The following is a 17,434-nucleotide window of genomic DNA, read 5'->3' on the forward strand; positions in this document are numbered from 1 at the left end:
CCTCCGTTGTCCGTCCGAACCGCGGCCGGGAAACGTCGCCGCGGGTTGGATGAAAACTAGTGATCCGACTCACCCCCTCACCACCCCCGAAAGGGGGTGTCAGTGAGGGGGGTCACATAGTGCGCCGAACGAACTACTTTGACGGTGTCAGTTTCCGGACGCGCCTGCGAGCTCCGCGCGCATCTCCCGCCACACCGTCGCGTACGAGTCGATGCTCCCGGCCGTCGCCCATGCGAGCGAGCCGCCCTTGATCTTCTCGAGTGCCTCCGCGAACAGATCCTGGTACCGCGACAGTCGCGGAACGAACGCGGACACGTCGTCGAACAGGTTCTGAGCCTTCCGATCGACATCGATCAGTGCGTCGAGAAACCCGTCCGCATCCGGGTCTTCGAGGAGCGTCGAGAGCGACTCGTCGAGCGGGCCGAACTGCTCGAACAGATCCGCAATGGAGTCCTCGTCGATGGATACACGCTCTGCGTCGAGCTGGTCGGACAGTTCCGCAAACCCCTTGTCGGTCAGCGCGACACCGCCGTCCGACGACGCAGCCTTACCCTGTTCGACGAGCACCGCGAGCGCGGCCTGCCCGGACGAGACCGACACCCCCAGGTGAGCCGCCAGCACCTCCGCCGTGACCTGCTTCTTCAACCGCACCGTCTGCAGCAGTGCCAACTCGTCCACGTTGCCCGCGAAGGCCATTTCTCACTCCTCGTCACCCCATCGGGGCTCTGGCCGGGCGGGTCGAGCCCGCATCACGTACGAACCGGGATCGGTTCGGCCTCGATTCTCACCCACCGGACCCACGGCCGGTGTCGGCGCCCTCCACTGCGACCCTCTCGCTGGTGTCCTTGAGCTCGACTCCCGAGCGCCCCAACCGTCGCGCGCCGTCGACCAGACTCGTCACCACCCGCGCCGCCTGCGCGTACCCGAGGCCGTCCGGTGGGTGCACGTTCGAGACGCAGTTGCGCTCGGAATCGGAGCGGCCGGGCCTCGGATGGTGCGTCACGTAGAGCCCGAGGCTGTCGGCGAACGACAGTCCCGGCCGCTCTCCGATGAGCACGACCACGGTCTGCACGTCGAGCGCCGCACCGATGTGGTCGCCGAGCGCGACGCGCGCCGAGGTCGCGATGACCGGCTGTGCGACCGACAGGTGACGCGGCAGCGCATCCACGATCGCCCTCGCGGCGGGTACACCGTGCTCTTCGAGCGCATGCGCCGAAAGACCATCGGCGAGAACGATTCCGATGTCCGATGCGGAGGCGAGCAGATGCGCGAGACCGGTGGGGAGCCGCCCGAGATCGGGTCGGCGAAGATACTCGCCGCGGTCGCACGCTCGACTCTGCACGATCAGCGGGGAGCCCAGGTTCGCGTGCTCCATCTGCTGTGTGAGCGCGGCGACGTCGAGTTCGCGGTGCACCGCGTCGCGAGCCGCGGCGTGCGCGGCACGGAATTCGAGGAGCCTTGAGGTGGGGAGCGCGTCGCCTGCACGTCCGAGTCCGATGCGTGCCCGCGTCGAGGTGCGCAGGGTCGTCCAGAGGTCACCTTCGCTACTGCCGTGATCGAGCGCGTTCACGCCCCCTCCCCGGTAAGTGCACGCAGCGGTGACGACTCGACGTCGACGGGAAGGATGCGACCGACATCGTCGGCCATGCCGAGGCTCTGCAGCCACGATTCGAACTCCGGCGCCGCGCGGAGCCCGAGGGCGCGCCGCGCATACAGCGCGTCGTGGAACGACAGGGACTGGTATCCGAGCATCACGTCGTCCGCACCGGGCACCGTGATCACGAACGACACTCCGGCGACGCCGAGCAGCGTGAGGAGAGTATCCATGTCGTCCTGATCTGCCTCGGCGTGGTTCGTGTAACAGACGTCGACACCCATGGGCAGGCCCAGCAGCTTCCCGCAGAAGTGATCTTCCAATCCGGCTCGGATGATCTGTTTGCCGTCGTAGAGATACTCCGGGCCGATGAAGCCGACCACGGTGTTGACGAGCAGCGGATCGAACTCGCGTGCCACCGCATACGCGCGGGCTTCGAGGGTTTGCTGGTCGACGGGACGGCCGTCGGTGCCGAGGTGCGCACCCGCCGACAGCGCCGAGCCCTGTCCGGTTTCGAAATACATGACGTTGTCGCCGACGGTCCCGCGCGAAAGCGACCTACCCGCGTCGTTCGCTTCCCCCAGCAGCCCCAAGTTCACCCCGAAGCCCTCGTTTGCGCCCTGGGTGCCAGCGATCGACTGGAACACCAGGTCGACGGGGGCACCCGCCTCGATCAGGCCGAGCGTGGTGGTGACGTGCGAGAGCACACACGACTGCACCGGGATGTCGAACCGCGTCCGGATGTCGTCGAGCAGGTGCAGCAGCTCCGACGTCGCGTGGGGTGAGTCGGTGGCGGGGTTGATGCCGATGACCGCGTCGCCGCACCCGAGCAACAGCCCGTCGAGAACTGCCGCGGCGATTCCCCGGGGGTCGTCGGTGGGATGGTTGGGTTGCAGGCGGGTCGCGAGACGACCGGGCAACCCGACAGTTGTGCGGAACGACGACGTGACCTCGACCGCGCGGGAGATGGCGACGAGATCCTGATTCGACATGAGTTTACTTACGGCCGCGACCATTTCGGGAGTCAGCCCTGGCGACAGCGACGCGAGAGTGGCGGCGGCGCTGGGGCGGGAGACGGTGTCGAGCAGCCAGTCGCGGAGGCCGCCGACGGTGAGGTGCGCAACCGGTCGGTACGCGTCGGCGTCGTGCCGGTCGAGGATCAACCGGGTGACCTCGTCGCTGTCGTACGGCACGACGGTCTCGGTGAGGAACGTATCGAGGGGAACCTCGGCGAGCGCCCATTGCGCGGCGACCCGTTCGGCTTCCGTCCCGGCGGCGCACCCGGCGAGTTCGTCCCCGGATCTGCGCGGGGTTGCCTTCGCCAGCAGGTCGACGATGCCGTGGAACTCGTACGTGGTCCCGGTGAGCTGTTGCCGGTACGTCGTCATCGACACCTCCCGCTCGTCTGCACTACGGACCCACATCGTCGCGCATTTCTTCGTCGGCGGCAGGAGCAACGGTGTGGTGTCCGATACGTACGCGCTACGCGGGCGGCACTACCCCCGGCACCGGACACGCATCCGAGGCGGTCGCTACGACGAGTGGTTCGACTGCCGGTCCGGGACGCGAGCCGGCATCCCAATTCTTGCCGAGCAGGGGTTGCTCGTCGTCGAACGACGCGTGTTCCTCGGGTGTGAAGGCGCGACCTCGGCTCAGGAACCGCAACCCTTCCGGTGTTTCGAGGCTGAATCCGGAACCGCGGCCCGGAACCACATCGAGGACCAGCTGCGTGTGCTTCCACACCTCGAACTGCGATCCCGAGATCCACACGGGCACTGCACTTTTCCCCGACGGAAGATCCGGTGCGGTCTCCCCCACCGCGAGGCGCAGGTCGAGAAGCCCGAGCAGCACATCGCGGTCGCCGACGATAAAATCCCCGTCGGGATAACACATCGGGGCAGAGCCGTCGCAGCAGCCACCGGACTGATGCATCATGAGCGGGCCGTGCCGGTCCGACAGGCGCCGGAGCAGATCGACGGCACCTTCGGTCGCAACGACACGAAGCGGTGAGGACATGAGGTGGTGGACCTTCCCGTCACCGAGCGAATGTACCCCTGGCTCGATTGATCGAGACGAAGGATACATTCGCTCGGACTCGGCCGGCGGTTATTCGAACGAGATCAGAAGAATCCCTGGGCCTTGGGGGCGTAGGACACCAAGAGGTTCTTCGTCTGCTGGTAGTGGTCGAGCATCATGTGGTGGTTCTCGCGGCCGATGCCCGACTGCTTGTAGCCACCGAACGCGGCGTGCGCCGGATACTGGTGATAGGTGTTCGTCCACACCCGTCCGGCCTGGATCTCGCGACCGGCACGGTAGGCGACGCCGCCGTCACGCGACCACACACCGGCGCCGAGGCCGTAGAGCGTGTCGTTGGCAATCTTGATCGCGTCGTCGAAGTCACCGAACGACGTGACCGACACGACCGGTCCGAAGATCTCCTCCTGGAAGATGCGCATCGAGTTGTCGCCCTGGAAGATCGTGGGCTGCACGTAGTATCCGCCCGACAGATCGCCACCGAGGTCGGCGCGCTCACCACCGGTGATCACCTTGGCGCCCTCACTCTTGCCGATCTCGATGTACGACAGGATCTTCTCGAGCTGATCGTTGGACGCCTGCGCACCGATCATCGTGTCGGTGTCGAGCGGATTGCCCTGCTTGACTGCCTTCGTGCGGACCGCGGCGAGAGACAGGAAGTCGTCGAAGATGTCCTGCTGAATGAGGGCACGCGACGGGCACGTGCACACCTCACCCTGATTGAGCGCGAACATTGTGAAGCCTTCGAGCGCCTTGTCCTGGTAGTCGTCGTTCGCGGACAGGACGTCGGAGAAGAAGATGTTGGGGCTCTTGCCACCGAGTTCGAGGGTGACGGGGATCAGGTTCTGCGACGCGTACTGCATGATGAGGCGTCCGGTGGTGGTTTCGCCGGTGAACGCGATCTTGCGGATCCGGGGGCTCGACGCGAGCGGCTTGCCTGCCTCGACACCGAACCCGTTGACGATGTTGAGCACGCCCGGAGGCAGCAGATCGCCGATGATCGAGATCAGGTGGAGGATCGACGCAGGGGTCTGCTCGGCAGGCTTGAGGACGATCGCGTTACCCGCGGCCAGCGCCGGAGCGAGCTTCCATACGGCCATGAGGATCGGGAAGTTCCAGGGAATGATCTGGCCGACGACGCCGAGCGGTTCATGGAAGTGGTAGGCGACCGTGTCGGAGTTGATTTCCGAGATCGAACCTTCCTGCGCGCGAATGGCACCCGCGAAGTAGCGGAAGTGGTCGATCGCAAGCGGAATGTCGGCGTTGAGCGTTTCGCGGATCGGCTTGCCGTTGTCCCACGACTCGGCGAGCGCGATGGATTCGAGATTCTGCTCGATGCGGTCGGCGATCTTGTTGAGGATCACGGCACGTTCGGCGGGTGAGGTCTTGCCCCACGCCGGTGCGGCGGCATGGGCGGCGTCGAGTGCGAGTTCGATGTCCTCTTCGGTGCCGCGGGCGACCTCGGTGAACGCCTGGCCGGTCACGGGGGTGACGTTCTCGAAGTACTCCCCCTTCACCGGCGCGACCCACTGGCCACCGATCCAGTTGTCGTACCGGGACTGGAAGGACATGAGGGCGTCGGGTGAACCGGGACGGGCGTACACGGTCATGGTGCGTCTCCTGTTGCATCGAAGGTTCGAAGCTTGTGTGATTCGGAACACTACGAACGCGAAGGTTGCAACTACGTTGCGAGCTGCCTGTCCAACCGGTCGATCTTCGCCTTCACCTGCACGTACTGCGGCGAAGTCGGGGCGAGGGTGGTCAGATACGCCGACCACGCCGCCAGATCGTCGCGCCCGTGGATCGAGGCCGTCCACCGGGCGAGTAGGTCTCCGTCACCGCCGCGCAGCAATGCCGCCTGCACCCGCGTGCGCAGGTCGTCCCTGATCTCCTCGACCCCCGGCGCACCGGAACCCGGCAGCACCGGGCCGCTGTAGAGACGGACGGCCGATGCGGTGTCACCGCGATCGAGCGCGCGGCGCACATCTGCAACGTCCGTGTCGAGCACGGTGAGCAGCCGATACGGCCGCGATCCGAGATGCTCCGACCCGAGCACTTTCCGCAGACGCGACATCTCGGCCCTGATGGTGACGGAATCGAGTTCACTCTCGTCGAGTAGCACGGCCAGCCGGTCCGAGCTCAGTCCCTCGGGATGATCGGCGAGAATCAGCAGGATCTCGGCGTGCCGCTGCGACAGCGGCACTCGGGTACCCCCGCGGTGGAGCATGGGCCGACCCGATCCGAACGTCCCGAGACGAGGCGAGGGCGAACCGAACAGGTGCGGCGAGGTCAACATGTGCAGCCGAAGCTCGGCTTCGGCTGCGGCCACGGTTGCGCGGACGAGCTGCAAGACCTCCGGCACCGCCACCCGCGACCCGCCCGTAATGTCGATGACCCCGAGAATCCGTCCGCTGGTCGGGTCGTGAACCGGGGCTGCCGAACAACTCCAGTCGTGCACCGTCCGGTTGAAGTGCTCGGCCGCGAAAATCTGCACCGAATGATCGAGTGCCAGAGCGGTTCCCGGGGCATTGGTGCCCACGCAGTCTTCGCTCCAGTCCGCTCCTTCGACGAAGCTCATGGTCTGCGCGCGGTCGCGCGCGCTGTGATCACCCTCCACCCACAACAGCCGGGCTTGTTCGTCGCTGATGGCGACGAGCAGACCGCTGTCGGCAGCATCCTCGACGAGGAGCTTGCGCACGACCGGCCGGATCAGGGCCATCGGATGATCGGCTCGGTGCTGCTCGAGATCGTGGCCTGCGAGGAGTCCGGGTTGCTCGACCAGGTCGGGGTCGATGCCCCGCTGCAGGCTCCGGAGCCAGGAGTCGTGCACGATCGAACGCACACCGTCGGGTCGCTCTCGCCCCGATGCGCCGACGACCGTGCCGTGCGCACGGAGCACCGCTCGCGCATGCGCAACTGCGTCTTCACCCGGGCGCAGCGCCACCCAAGGGTTGGTCGTCGCGGTCCCACGATCAGTCATCTGCCGGCGCCCTCCTTGCCGACACTGTAGTCCGGATCACAACAGGTGTGTGCTGCCGGTGACTCGGCTCGATCCGGCGGCGAAGCGGTGAGCGAGCATCACCGCGGTCGCATGGGGGCCTCGGCTCGGCACCTCGGGAAAGACGGAGGTGTCGACGACGCTCAGCCCGTCGATGCCGTGGACTCGGCAGTTCTCGTCGACCACGGAGTTCTCGCCGTCCCCCATGCGACACGTACCGGACAAGTGCAGCGACGTCCCGAGGTGGGACGCGAGCCACGCGTCGCTCGGTCCGCGCCGCCCGGATCCGACGTCCGCACTGCCGGGCGCGACGACATCGCGCATGTCTGCGAGAAGATCGGCTGCCGCGCGGACACCGTCACGCAACGTGTCGCGGTCGTCGTGATGGAGGAGATAGCGGTAGTCGAGGACGGGCGGCGCCGACGGATCGTTCGGATTCAACATCACGCTTCCGCGACTGCGGGGGCGCGTGAGCACGACGCCGAGAATCGGGTCGGCGACACCGCTCCCGGGTATCGCCGCACCGAACGGCACCGTGTACGGACGGAATTCGAGGGCATCGGTGTGCAGCACGGATTCGAGGAGCGGCGCGCGCAGGGGAACGTTGTCTCGATATCGGTACGGCACAGCAATTTCCGGATGATCACTGAAGCCGTCGCCTATCCCGGCGAGGTGGTGGACGACCCCGAGTCCCAGACCGCGCAGTTGCGACGCCGGTCCGATTCCGGACAGCATCAGCAACTGCGGTGAGCACACCGCACCGGCACACACGACGACGTGCCCGGCCTCGATCCGGCGGATGTTCGTCCCGTCGGCGATCTCGACCCCGGTCGCGCGCCCCTCCGACACGACGATCCGGACGACCTGGGTGCCGGTCTGCACCGACAGATTGGGTCGGCCCATCGCGGGCAGGAGATAGGCGAGGCCGGGACCGTGTCGCACGCCGTCGCGGACGTTCATAGGCACACGGCCGACTCCCACCGGCCCTGGCGCGTTGAGATCATCGACCGAGCGGTGCCCTGCCGCCACCGCAGCGGAATGGAACGCGGCGGAGACGGGATGGAGACGGTCGGGCGGTGTACGCATCACCGGAATCGGGCCGTCGCCGCCGTGCACCGAATCGGCGAAGTCGGCATCCGATTCGATGGCCCGGAAGTACGGAAGCACCTCGTCGTGCGACCAGGATCGTGGCCAATGCCCGAGATCATCCGGGCGCGCACGGATGAAGTACGCACCGTTGACCGCGCCGGAACCACCGAGTCCGCGGCCGCGCACGACGGTCGCGTCGCGTCCTTCCGCCAGGTGAGCGGAATAGGCTGCGATCCAACCACTCTCGGGCCCGACCGGGAGTAGCGCAGCGTCACGCAGCTCCGACGGAAGGGTGGGTCCCGCGTCGTATCCTCGGCCCGCTTCGAGCAGCAACACCGAACGGTCCGGATCGTCGCTGAGTCTCGCGGCGACCACGCTGCCACAACTGCCCCCGCCGATCACCACAATGTCGGCATGCTGCGGGAGCATGTCAGTTCCGGATGTCAGGGATCAGTGCCGACGGATCGCGGGCGTCGATCGCGCCTTTCCACAGGCCTGCGCCGTACGCGAGGTCGTCGAGTCGTTTGTAGAGCACGTACCTGATCGGATCGACACCGCCCTCCTCGCGGTGGCCGGCCCAATCCCAGATCCCCTCGGCCACAGCGAAAGCCAGAACAGCGCGCCGAACCTTCGAGGAGAACAGCGACGCGACCACGGTCACCGGCCAATAATGTCGGCACACCGCCGACGCGACCTGCCACAGACCTCCGGCGAACCCTTGGGCGGTGAGTACGGCTGCGATCCGGGTCGGCTGGTCGAGTTCGGCGAACATCCGACGCAGCCGCACGAGCGTCACCACTTGGGTGAGCAGTGCGCCCACCGCACCGACCCGGGTGAAGGTCGCAAGCGCGAGACACGCGAGGAGAGTCCAGATCGACATCACCATCGGCGGCACCGATCCCGGGTGGCGAGCGGCCAGCGGGGCAGCGCCCGTTCCGTAAAATGCTTTGCGGGTGATCCAGTTCCGGAACTTGGTCCGATGATCGTGTGCGACACGGGCGATGGGTTCGTACCGTAGCCGCCAACCCTCGGTCTGCAGTCGCCAGCACAGGTCGACATCCTCCGCCACCTGCATCGACTCGTCGAATCCCCCGCACGCCTCCAGTGCATGACGGCGCACGAGCAGAGCCGCACTCGGCACATAGGAGACGGGGCCGCCCGCTACCACCGCGGACTCGCGCCGCCCCAGGTCCAGCGACGACCTCGAGTGCTCGTACCGGGCGAGCACACTGTTGTCCGGATCGAGCGCGACGATGCGCGGGGCCACGAGAGCGACCGCCGGGTCGCTGAAGTGCCCGAGGCTCGCTTCGAGCCACCCGAGCCGGGGTACGACGTCGGAGTCGAGAAACGCCACGAACTCCGTTGATGCGTCGCGTAATCCGGTGTTCCGTGCAGCGGCAGGCCCCCGCGACACATCGTGCCGAAGCACACGAACCTTGCCCTTCTCGGGCGTCTTGATGGGAATGTCGGAGCCGTCGTCGACGACGATGACCTCGTGCCCCTGCAACGCCTGCAACAGCCGTCGCAGGCCCGCGTCGTTGTTCTTGGTGGGGATCACCACGGTGACGGTGGACGTCGACGGCAACACGGTGGGACGAGGGTTTCCGACCCCGGAGTCGAGCAGTCGCCTCGCGACGACCGCGGTTTGCGAATCGACGACTTCGAGGAAATCTCCGTCGATCATGGCTGCGGCAACGGGAGCCAGCTTGAGCATGCGGGTGGGTGAACCACCGATCAGGACACGGCCCGCAGCGAACTTGCGCACGCGCGGATCGATACGCACCCCGAAGCCGTCGGGAAGCCTGGCCAGTCGGGTCTGCGCTACGCGTGGTGACGTCGACCGACTCACCGCAGTCTCCCCTCCTTACCTGGCTGCCACTCGGCGACCTGTGCAGTCGCCCTGTCCATGAGCGCCGCGAACAGGACCGCGCCCCGGTCCGAGGAAGCGGATGTCGGGTCTCCGAGGACCCCGTTCGCGGACACCGAAACGATACCGGCTTCACGCAGTCGTGGCATCAAAGTGCTGATCGGATCTGTCGCGCCGGCAGCTGCACGGTTCATGTCCACCGTGTGCGGAGCGAGATGCAGCATGAGGCTGGTCTCGGATTCACCGGCGTGTGCGTCGGCACCCGGGACCGCGCAGGCGAGCCACGCGGCGTCGCGACCTTCGTATCGCAGCAGGGTCACCGCCTCCGCCAGCGGATATGCGTTGCCACCGTGCCCGTTGACGAACACCACCCGATGCGCCCATCGGCACACCGATCGGCCGTATTCGACGATGAGTGTCTTCAGCGCCTCGGCGCCGATGGACACGGTGCCCGCGAACGCTTCGTGTTCCCCGCTCGCCCCGTAGGCGACGGCAGGCATGATCGCGACGTCGGGCAGCGCCTCGGCGACGGCCGTGGCGATTCGTGTGTCCGTGTCGAGAGGCAGGTGGGGGCCGTGCTGCTCGAACGCACCTACGGGAACGGCGACCGTCACTACTCCGGATTCGACGTCCGGCCAGTAGGCGTTGGCAAGCTCCCGTGTCACCGCTCCGATGCTAGGGGGTGGCGGGAGCGCCGCCGTCACCCGGTCGACTACCGCAGCGATGAGACCGTGCGGCAGTCGCCGGGTCGGCGCGGCGGTCGTCAGACCAATCGGCGAGGAATCGTGCGGTTCCAGTTCTCGGAGTGGATGCGTCTGCTGGTGTCGTGGAAGCGATCGAACTCGTACGCGTCCAACTGTGCGGTGATCACGAAGTCCTCGGGAGTCGAGGTGAGCACCGTGCGGGTGCGGACCTCGGTTTGCCAGTCGCCACGTCCTATATAGCGGACCGTCTGGGTCTCACCACGAGCGGACTCGACGTCGTTGCCCTGGAAACTGAACCATTCGGTCGTGGCCCGCCTCAGTACGGTTCCTGTTTCGTCGATGACGAACTCGCCCTGGTCGTCCTTGATTTCCAAGGTTGTGACTGCGGTTTCGAGATCGCGTGTGGTGCGCCAGTGGTGTTCGCCCGTCTCGATCTGGGTGACGCTCAACGGCTCCGCGGCCTCGGGTTCACCGAAGGGGCGAAGCCCCGCGTCGTCGGCGTCGCGGCGGGGCCGGACCGGGAGCATCACGCGACTGCTGCCGGTCGTCACCGTGAGTGTCGTCGCTTCCGGTGACGGCCACACGAGCGGGAAGTACGAGGTCGAGATGGACAGTCGAATCCGATGCCCGATCGGAAACTCGTGGGCCATGCCGTTGAGCTTCACCCGCACCTCGTACCGACGGCCGGGTTCGAGGGGCTGCGGGTCGGCGCTTCCGTCGCGGTGTGTGAGGTTGAGCAGTCCGTAGGTGACCCGCGTCGCCTGCCCATCGGGTGCGACGTCGCTCAGCCGGACCGCGACCATCGCGACCGGCTTGTCTGCGGCGACCGTCAGGTCGACCTTCGGCAGACCCACTACCTCCAAGGACTCACCGAGGGGTTCCGTCTCGAACACCAGCGCGCCACCGTCCTCTTCACGCTGGTCGGACGGCAGGTCGGGGGTTGCGGCATACGATGCCCACTTTCCGCCCGCCATACCCGAACTCATCGGAGACCGCACGGTGAGGTCGCGGCGCACCGCGGTGTCGGACGTGGCCTCGGGGTCGAGAGCGAACCGGGTGAGGGTGTACTCCCGGGTGTCGAGGTGGGGGGACGGCCAGGACGGCTCACTGATCCATCTGCCGGGGCGTTCCGGATAAGACGGGTTGGGTGGGACGCTGTCCTGGCGCCACATGCGAAGCATGGGCTCGTCCATGACCCCGTTGTCGATGCCCTTGAGCCAGTAGTCCCACCACCGCACGACTTCCTGCAGGAACCCGATCGCGGGCCCGGGTACACCCTGATGTGGATACTTGTGTCCCCATGGGCCGATGAGCCCCTTCCGCGGCACGTCGAGATTCTCCATCAAGCGGAAGATGGCGTTGGTGTAGCCGTCGGCCCAGCCACCGACCGCGAAAACCGGACATGCGACGTCGGCGTAGTTCTCGTTGACGGAAGCACGCTTCCAGTAGTCGTCGCGGTGCTGGTGGGAGAGCCACTTCTCCACCCACAGACCGCTGTTCTGCACACGATCGAGCCACATGTCGCGCCATGCGTCGCCGACGATGGCCGGATCCGGCGGCATGCTGTTGAACGCAAACATCACGGTTGCCTCCGACAGATTGTCGGACAGCAGACAGCCCCCCATGTAGTGCATGTTGTCGACGTACAGGTCGTCGGTGGCCGATGCACTGATGATCGCTTTGAGCGCAGGCGGACGTTTGGCAGCGACATGCAGGCTGTTGAACCCGCCCCAGGAGATTCCCATCATGCCGACGTTGCCGTCGCACCACGGCTGTTTCGAGATCCAGTCGATCACCACGCACGCGTCGTCCTGCTCGGACTCGAGGTATTCGTCTTCGAGCACACCGCCGGAGTTGCCGCTCCCCCGAAGGTCCACTCGGACGCTCGCGTATCCATGGCCTGCGATATAGGGGTGGTTGAGGTCGTCGCGTGCACGTGTGGTGTCGCGGTGGCGATAAGGAATGTACTCCAGCACAGCCGGAACGGGATTGCTCTCTGCATCCTCCGGCAGCCAGATTCGGGCGGACAGCCGGACCCCGTCCGGCATGTCGATGAAGGTGTTCTCGATGACACGCACCTGGTGGGGAAAGGACGTCACGGTGTGCATACAGGCCGCTCCTATTCCTGGACCGGTTCGATGTCGAAGGGCAGCAACTCGGTGGCACGTTCGAACGACCGCGCAAGTTCATCCGTGGAGCCTGCACCGATGGACAGCGTCGCCAAATTCGTTCGGTATCCGTCCTGGTTCGGCAGTTCGGACAGCCGATCCCCGGGCGCCACCTTGATCGCGACGACGGTCTCCGGCACCTGTTCACGGAGCCGCGAGAAGTCGTCGCCGCCGGGAACACCTCGCACGATTCCGTCGGAGTAGTACCCGATGTGGCACTGGGAGGCCACCGCGAACTTGCCCTGGCGGGGGACGATGCGCGGTGGTCTGCCGAGGGCCACGTCGATCGCCACTTCATGGTTGGAGGTTCCGTCGACCTTGATGAACAGGTCGCTGTGCGACTGCGAGATCCGCGTATTGACCTCGATGAGAGAAAGAGTGTCGGTCTCCTCGTCCCACATGAATTCGCTGTTGAAGCAGCCGTTGTCGAATTCGATGTGCCGCAGGTAGCGCTCGGTGAGGTCGATCATGCGCTGCTGCACCTCGTCAGGAACGGAGGAAGCGGGATAGTCGAGGCGGTCGAAGCTGTGCCCCTCCGCGTCCGTCCGCATGTCGAATACTCCGTGGATCTTGTACTCGCCTCGGAACATCGTCCCTTCGGGAGCGACCTGCCTGCCGGTGATGATCTGCTCGGCAAGGCACGACGTGCCGCCGCTGCCGCCCAACGCATCGGGGAGTTCGACGGTCGCCAACACTTCGTCGAACGCATCTCCCACCAGTCCGATGTTGGCGCGGATCTCCTCGAGGGCCGATGCGAACTGCTCCGCGTCGTGGATCTCGAAGCCCATCTGGGAGGAGTGCGACTTCACAGGCTTGATCCAGAAGGGAAAGTCGAGCTCGATCGTGTCGAGGGGGTTGTCGTCGAACGGATCGAACATCGAGAAGCCCGGAACGCACTCGGGGATGACCTCCCGCTGGGTGAGCCGGCTCCACGCCTTGTGTTCGCACTTCAGGACACTGCGCAGGCTCGGTGCAGGCAGTCCGCGTTCGGCTGCCAGGATCGGGGCAAGAACACTCGTCGGGAAGTCCCAGTGAGCGATGATCGCGTCGACGCTTCCGTCGAATTCGTCGAGTTGCTGCCGCGCCCTGTCGAGCAACTCACGAAACTTGTACGTGTCGGGGTCGACGAGGGAGTGGTAGTCGAGCAGTCCGTGAAATTCCAGTTCATCGGCGTCGCTGACCGTGCCGAGTTCTTCGCGTTGCTGGTCGGTCACGCCGAGGACGAATACATTCTTTGCCATCCAGAACGGATGCCCGCTCCGCGCGAGTGCAAACATCGGCCCGTCACGACGGGTGAGTACGCTCCCTGACGTGCAGATCGAACCTCGACCACTCGACGACCCGGATGTGCAGGAACTCATCGACGAGGTCCAGCTCGAATACGTTCGCCGCTACGGCAGCTACGACGACACCGAACTGCACCCGAACGAGTTCCTGGCACCACACGGCCTCTTCCTGCTCGCACACGAGCACGGGACGCCGGTGGGGATCGGCGGCTGGCGGGCCAAGGATTCGACGCACGCCGGTCTCCTTGACGGCGACGCAGAGCTCAAACGGATGTACGTGCGCACGGACGCTCGTCGGCGAGGCATCGCACGGCGTGTTCTCGACGCGCTCGAACGCACCGCCGCCGACGCCGGCCGACGACGTGTGATCTTGGAAACCGGCAGCGAGCAGCCCGAAGCCATCGCGATGTACGCGTCGGCCGGATACGACCCGATGCCCGAGCGCTACGGTCACTATGCCGACACAGAGGCCGCGTTGTACTTCTGCAAGAACCTGCCGCCGATCCGCCGTGCAACCGAGCACGAACTGCCCGCCCTGCAGGACATCGAACGTGCTGCCGGGCAACCGTTCGCCGACATCGGGATGTCGTTGGTGGCGGACGACGAACCGCCCACGATCGCTGAGCTCCGAACCTACCTCGATGCCGCCCGATGCTGGGTGTATGTCGACGAAAAGAACTACCCGATAGGATATCTCGTCGCTATAGATGTCGACGACGGACTCCACATCGAACAGGTGTCGGTGCACCCGGATGCCGCGCGACGCGGAGTGGGTCGAGCACTCATCGACCATGCCGCGGCGGGAGCACGCGATCGCGGTTGCGCCGCATTGACACTCACCACATTCCGCGACGTCCCGTGGAACGCGCCGTACTACGAGCGACTCGGCTTCGAGAACGTGGACGACACCCGTGTCACACCAGAGTTGGGGGCGATTCTCGCCGACGAGCGGGCACGTGGCATCGGGCAGTGGCCACGTATCGCGATGGTGCGCGCGCTCGACTGATCTGCGCTACCGCCCCGCCAGGGCCTGAACTTCGCGGGTCTCCTCGGAGGTCGGCGCACAGAGCAATCCCTCCCACGCATCGACAAGGGCGGGCAACTCGGTCGGCGCCAGTTCGGTCCCTGTGCGGGCGTACTGCGCGAGTGTTCCGAGCACACTCGTGTACACCATGATAATCCGTTGCCTCCGTGTGTCTTCCGGAAATTCGGTGAGTACGCTGCGCAGTGCGCGGTCGATCTCGAATCCACTCGCGGTGCCACCGGGGTCTGCCGCGGTGAAGGTCTCAGCGATGATCTCCGCCTCGAGGAGCCTGTCGAGCAGGGCCACGTAGTGCTCGCCACGACGGACGCTGTCTGCCAGAGGCTCGACGAGACACCACAATGCATCCCGGGCAGTGAATGTCGCGCCGACCGCAACCCACTCACGGATCAACTCGCCCCGATAGACGCTGATCCGCGGGAGGCGATGATCCAGAATCGCGGTGAGCAAACCCTCCTTCGAACCGAAGTAGTACCTGACGACCGATGCGTTGTTCTGCCCCGCGGCGGCCCTGACGTCTGCCAGTGTCACCGCGTGATATCCCCGCATTGCGAACAGGCGTTCCGCCGTCTCGACGAGCAACAGTCGTGTGTCTCGCCCCGAGCTGTACCGGCCCCGTCGGCTCGTCACGAGCATCCACCCCGAGTCTGTAGTCGTGCGGCGATGCGCCGCGGAACGGTCCTGTCGGATTCGTAGCTCTACCGGACTCCTCGCCCGATGTAAACCCTTCAACGCACACCGATCGTATGCGTACCCAACTTAATTTTTCGGGATTACTTTGACGATCGTTGAACCACCCGCCATGCGTCGGAAGGCCCGGTCGATGACCACGCTCGAACAACCCACAGTGACCGTAGTACCCCTCGCCGGGGCCATCGGCGCCGAGATCCACGGACTGCGTCTGAACTCGCTGACGGACGCAGACGTCCGCACAGTCAAGGACGCGCTCACTCGGCACTGCGTGCTGTTCTTCCCGGGCCAGGGAGACGACCCGGCCGTTCACCGCGCCTTCTCGCAGCATTTCGGTGAAATCGTGTATCCGCACCAACATCTGGCGAATCTCGAGTCCGAGGGTTACCGCGAGATCAGCGTCATCGGCACCGACAACGGCAGCGCCTACCAGGCGAACCGCTGGCATTGCGATGTCGCATGGCGACCGGCACCGTCGCGGTTCTCCATCCTGCACATGCAGGTGCTGCCCTCGGCAGGTGGTGACACGTTGTGGTCGAACCAGTACGCCGCGCTCGACGCACTGTCCGCTCCGATCCGCGAAGCTCTGTACGGCCTGACCGCAACACATCGGATCTCCCCCCGGCCGGATGCGACCGAAGCAACGCATCCCCTGGTGATCCGTCATCCGGAGACCGGCCGCGAGGCCTTGTTCGTCAACGATCTGTTCACCTCGCACATCAACGAGTTGTCCACAGACGAGAGCGAAGCACTTCTTCGACTGCTCGTGTCGGTCTCGATCCGACCGGAATTCACCGTCCGCCGCCGCTGGCAGGTCGGCGACATCGCGATCTGGGACAACCATTTCGTCCAGCACAACGCCATCTACGACTACGGCGACGAGCCGCGCCGCATCCATCGCATCGAGGTGGCCCCCGAAGCACCCGTACCTGCCCGCTGACCACTCTCACCAGAGGAGAAGGAAAATTGACTACCGTCGAAACTCGCCCCAGCACGGCACACGACATCTACGCTGCCGGCGGGATCACCGTCAGCAAACTCGGTGAGAACATCGGTGCGCTCATCGAAGGCGTGCACATCTCCGGTGATATCTCGTCCGACACCGCTTACGCCATCCGCTACGCGCTCGCCGCCAACAAGGTGGTCGTCTTCCGTGGCCAGCACCACCTCACCGACGACATCCAGTACGAGTTCGCCGGGGCGCTCGGTACGCCGACCACCACCCATCCGACGCTCACCTCCGAGGACAACCGCACTCTGATTCTCGAGGGCGCCGCCAACAGCTGGCACACCGATGTCACCTTCATCGACCGGATCCCGAAAGCATCGATCCTTCGTGCCGTCGAGATCCCGCCCTACGGCGGTGCCACCACGTGGGCCTCGACTACCGCGGCGTACGCGCAGCTGCCGGCCCCGTTGAAAGCGCTCGTGGAGAACCTGTGGGCCGTGCACAGCAACGAGTACGACTACGCCTCCGTCCATGCCGACAAGGGTGGTATCGCTGCTCGCACGAAGGAGACGATGCAGAACTTCACCCGCACCGTTTTCGAGACCGAACACCCGGTGGTTCGCATCCATCCTGAGACCGGCGAGAAGTCGCTCCTGCTCGGCCATTTCGTCAAGAACTTCGTCGGGCTCAAAAGCTCCGAGTCGACGGCGCTCTACCAGCTCCTGCAGGAGCGGATCATCAAGCTGGAGAACACCCTGCGCTGGTCCTGGACCCCGGGTGACCTCGTGATCTGGGACAACCGCGCGACCCAGCACTACGGCATCGCGGACTACGGCGACAACAAGCGCAGCGTCCACCGAGTGACCGTGGCCGGCGATGTCCCCGTCTCGGTCGACGGCGAAACCAGCCGCATCATCACCGGCGACGCCTCGCACTTCTCCGTCGTCGACACTCCCGACCGCTTCCCCGGTTTCGAATCCTGATTCAGCTCGCCCCCTTCGGATCCGGTCACT

General features: G+C 65.7%; 15 protein-coding genes. 3 read left to right on the forward strand and 12 right to left on the reverse strand.

Annotation, left to right across the window (positions count from 1 at the left end):
* Positions 1–147: 147 nt before the first annotated feature.
* The 11 genes from ACFWCF_RS16005 to ACFWCF_RS16055 form a co-directional block, all read right to left on the reverse strand.
* On the reverse strand, positions 148–696 hold the full coding sequence (locus tag ACFWCF_RS16005) for a hypothetical protein (RefSeq protein WP_378491372.1): 549 nt from the start codon (positions 694–696) through the stop codon (positions 148–150).
* Positions 697–784: 88 nt separating this feature from the next.
* Positions 785–1,570, reverse strand: a complete 786-nt coding sequence (gene eutC, locus ACFWCF_RS16010; protein ID WP_378563108.1) for an ethanolamine ammonia-lyase subunit EutC — start codon at positions 1,568–1,570, stop codon at positions 785–787.
* Positions 1,567–2,982, reverse strand: coding sequence for an ethanolamine ammonia-lyase subunit EutB (locus ACFWCF_RS16015; protein WP_378563110.1), 1,416 nt, complete (start codon positions 2,980–2,982; stop codon positions 1,567–1,569). Before ACFWCF_RS16015 ends, eutC begins: the two co-directional genes overlap by 4 nt.
* Positions 2,983–3,076: 94 nt before the next feature.
* Positions 3,077–3,610, reverse strand: coding sequence for a DUF779 domain-containing protein (locus ACFWCF_RS16020; protein ID WP_378563113.1), 534 nt, complete (start codon positions 3,608–3,610; stop codon positions 3,077–3,079).
* A 104-nt stretch (positions 3,611–3,714) separates the two neighbouring features.
* On the reverse strand, positions 3,715–5,238 hold the full coding sequence (gene adh, locus ACFWCF_RS16025; protein WP_378563115.1) for an aldehyde dehydrogenase: 1,524 nt from the start codon (positions 5,236–5,238) through the stop codon (positions 3,715–3,717).
* A 71-nt stretch (positions 5,239–5,309) separates the two neighbouring features.
* Positions 5,310–6,608, reverse strand: coding sequence for a GAF domain-containing protein (locus ACFWCF_RS16030; protein WP_378563118.1), 1,299 nt, complete (start codon positions 6,606–6,608; stop codon positions 5,310–5,312).
* Between the two features lie 36 nt (positions 6,609–6,644).
* Positions 6,645–8,144 carry a mycofactocin system GMC family oxidoreductase MftG gene (gene mftG, locus ACFWCF_RS16035; RefSeq protein WP_378563120.1) on the reverse strand — a complete coding sequence of 500 codons (1,500 nt, stop codon included), beginning with the start codon at positions 8,142–8,144 and terminating at the stop codon, positions 6,645–6,647.
* 1 nt (position 8,145) lies between these two features.
* Positions 8,146–9,564, reverse strand: a complete 1,419-nt coding sequence (gene mftF, locus ACFWCF_RS16040; RefSeq protein WP_378491379.1) for a mycofactocin biosynthesis glycosyltransferase MftF — start codon at positions 9,562–9,564, stop codon at positions 8,146–8,148.
* Positions 9,561–10,247, reverse strand: a complete 687-nt coding sequence (gene mftE, locus ACFWCF_RS16045; RefSeq protein ID WP_378563123.1) for a mycofactocin biosynthesis peptidyl-dipeptidase MftE — start codon at positions 10,245–10,247, stop codon at positions 9,561–9,563. The genes mftF and mftE overlap by 4 nt, the downstream gene beginning before the upstream one ends.
* A 98-nt stretch (positions 10,248–10,345) precedes the next feature.
* On the reverse strand, positions 10,346–12,394 hold the full coding sequence (locus ACFWCF_RS16050) for a CocE/NonD family hydrolase (RefSeq protein ID WP_378563126.1): 2,049 nt from the start codon (positions 12,392–12,394) through the stop codon (positions 10,346–10,348).
* Between the two features lie 11 nt (positions 12,395–12,405).
* On the reverse strand, positions 12,406–13,695 hold the full coding sequence (locus ACFWCF_RS16055) for an acetyl-CoA carboxylase biotin carboxylase subunit family protein (RefSeq protein WP_378563129.1): 1,290 nt from the start codon (positions 13,693–13,695) through the stop codon (positions 12,406–12,408).
* A 70-nt stretch (positions 13,696–13,765) separates the two neighbouring features.
* On the opposite strand from ACFWCF_RS16055, the gene ACFWCF_RS16060 reads away from it, so the two are divergent.
* The gene (locus tag ACFWCF_RS16060; protein WP_378563132.1) at positions 13,766–14,746 is read left to right on the forward strand and encodes a GNAT family N-acetyltransferase; all 981 of its coding nucleotides are present in this window, start codon (positions 13,766–13,768) and stop codon (positions 14,744–14,746) included.
* A gap of 6 nt (positions 14,747–14,752) precedes the next feature.
* Here ACFWCF_RS16060 and ACFWCF_RS16065 read toward each other — a convergent pair whose 3' ends face one another.
* Positions 14,753–15,418, reverse strand: coding sequence for a TetR/AcrR family transcriptional regulator (locus ACFWCF_RS16065; RefSeq protein ID WP_378563135.1), 666 nt, complete (start codon positions 15,416–15,418; stop codon positions 14,753–14,755).
* Positions 15,419–15,605: 187 nt separating this feature from the next.
* Between ACFWCF_RS16065 and ACFWCF_RS16070 the strand changes: the two genes are divergently transcribed.
* Together ACFWCF_RS16070 and ACFWCF_RS16075 are read left to right on the forward strand one after the other, a co-directional pair.
* The gene (locus tag ACFWCF_RS16070) at positions 15,606–16,412 is read left to right on the forward strand and encodes a TauD/TfdA dioxygenase family protein (protein WP_378491385.1); all 807 of its coding nucleotides are present in this window, start codon (positions 15,606–15,608) and stop codon (positions 16,410–16,412) included.
* A gap of 26 nt (positions 16,413–16,438) precedes the next feature.
* Positions 16,439–17,404 (forward strand): TauD/TfdA dioxygenase family protein, encoded by a 966-nt coding sequence (locus ACFWCF_RS16075; protein WP_378563138.1) that lies wholly within the window; start codon positions 16,439–16,441, stop codon positions 17,402–17,404.
* Positions 17,405–17,434 lie beyond the last annotated feature (30 nt).

It is taken from the genome of Rhodococcus sp. NPDC060090, from assembly GCF_042729855.1.
GTDB lineage: Bacteria > Actinomycetota > Actinomycetes > Mycobacteriales > Mycobacteriaceae > Rhodococcus.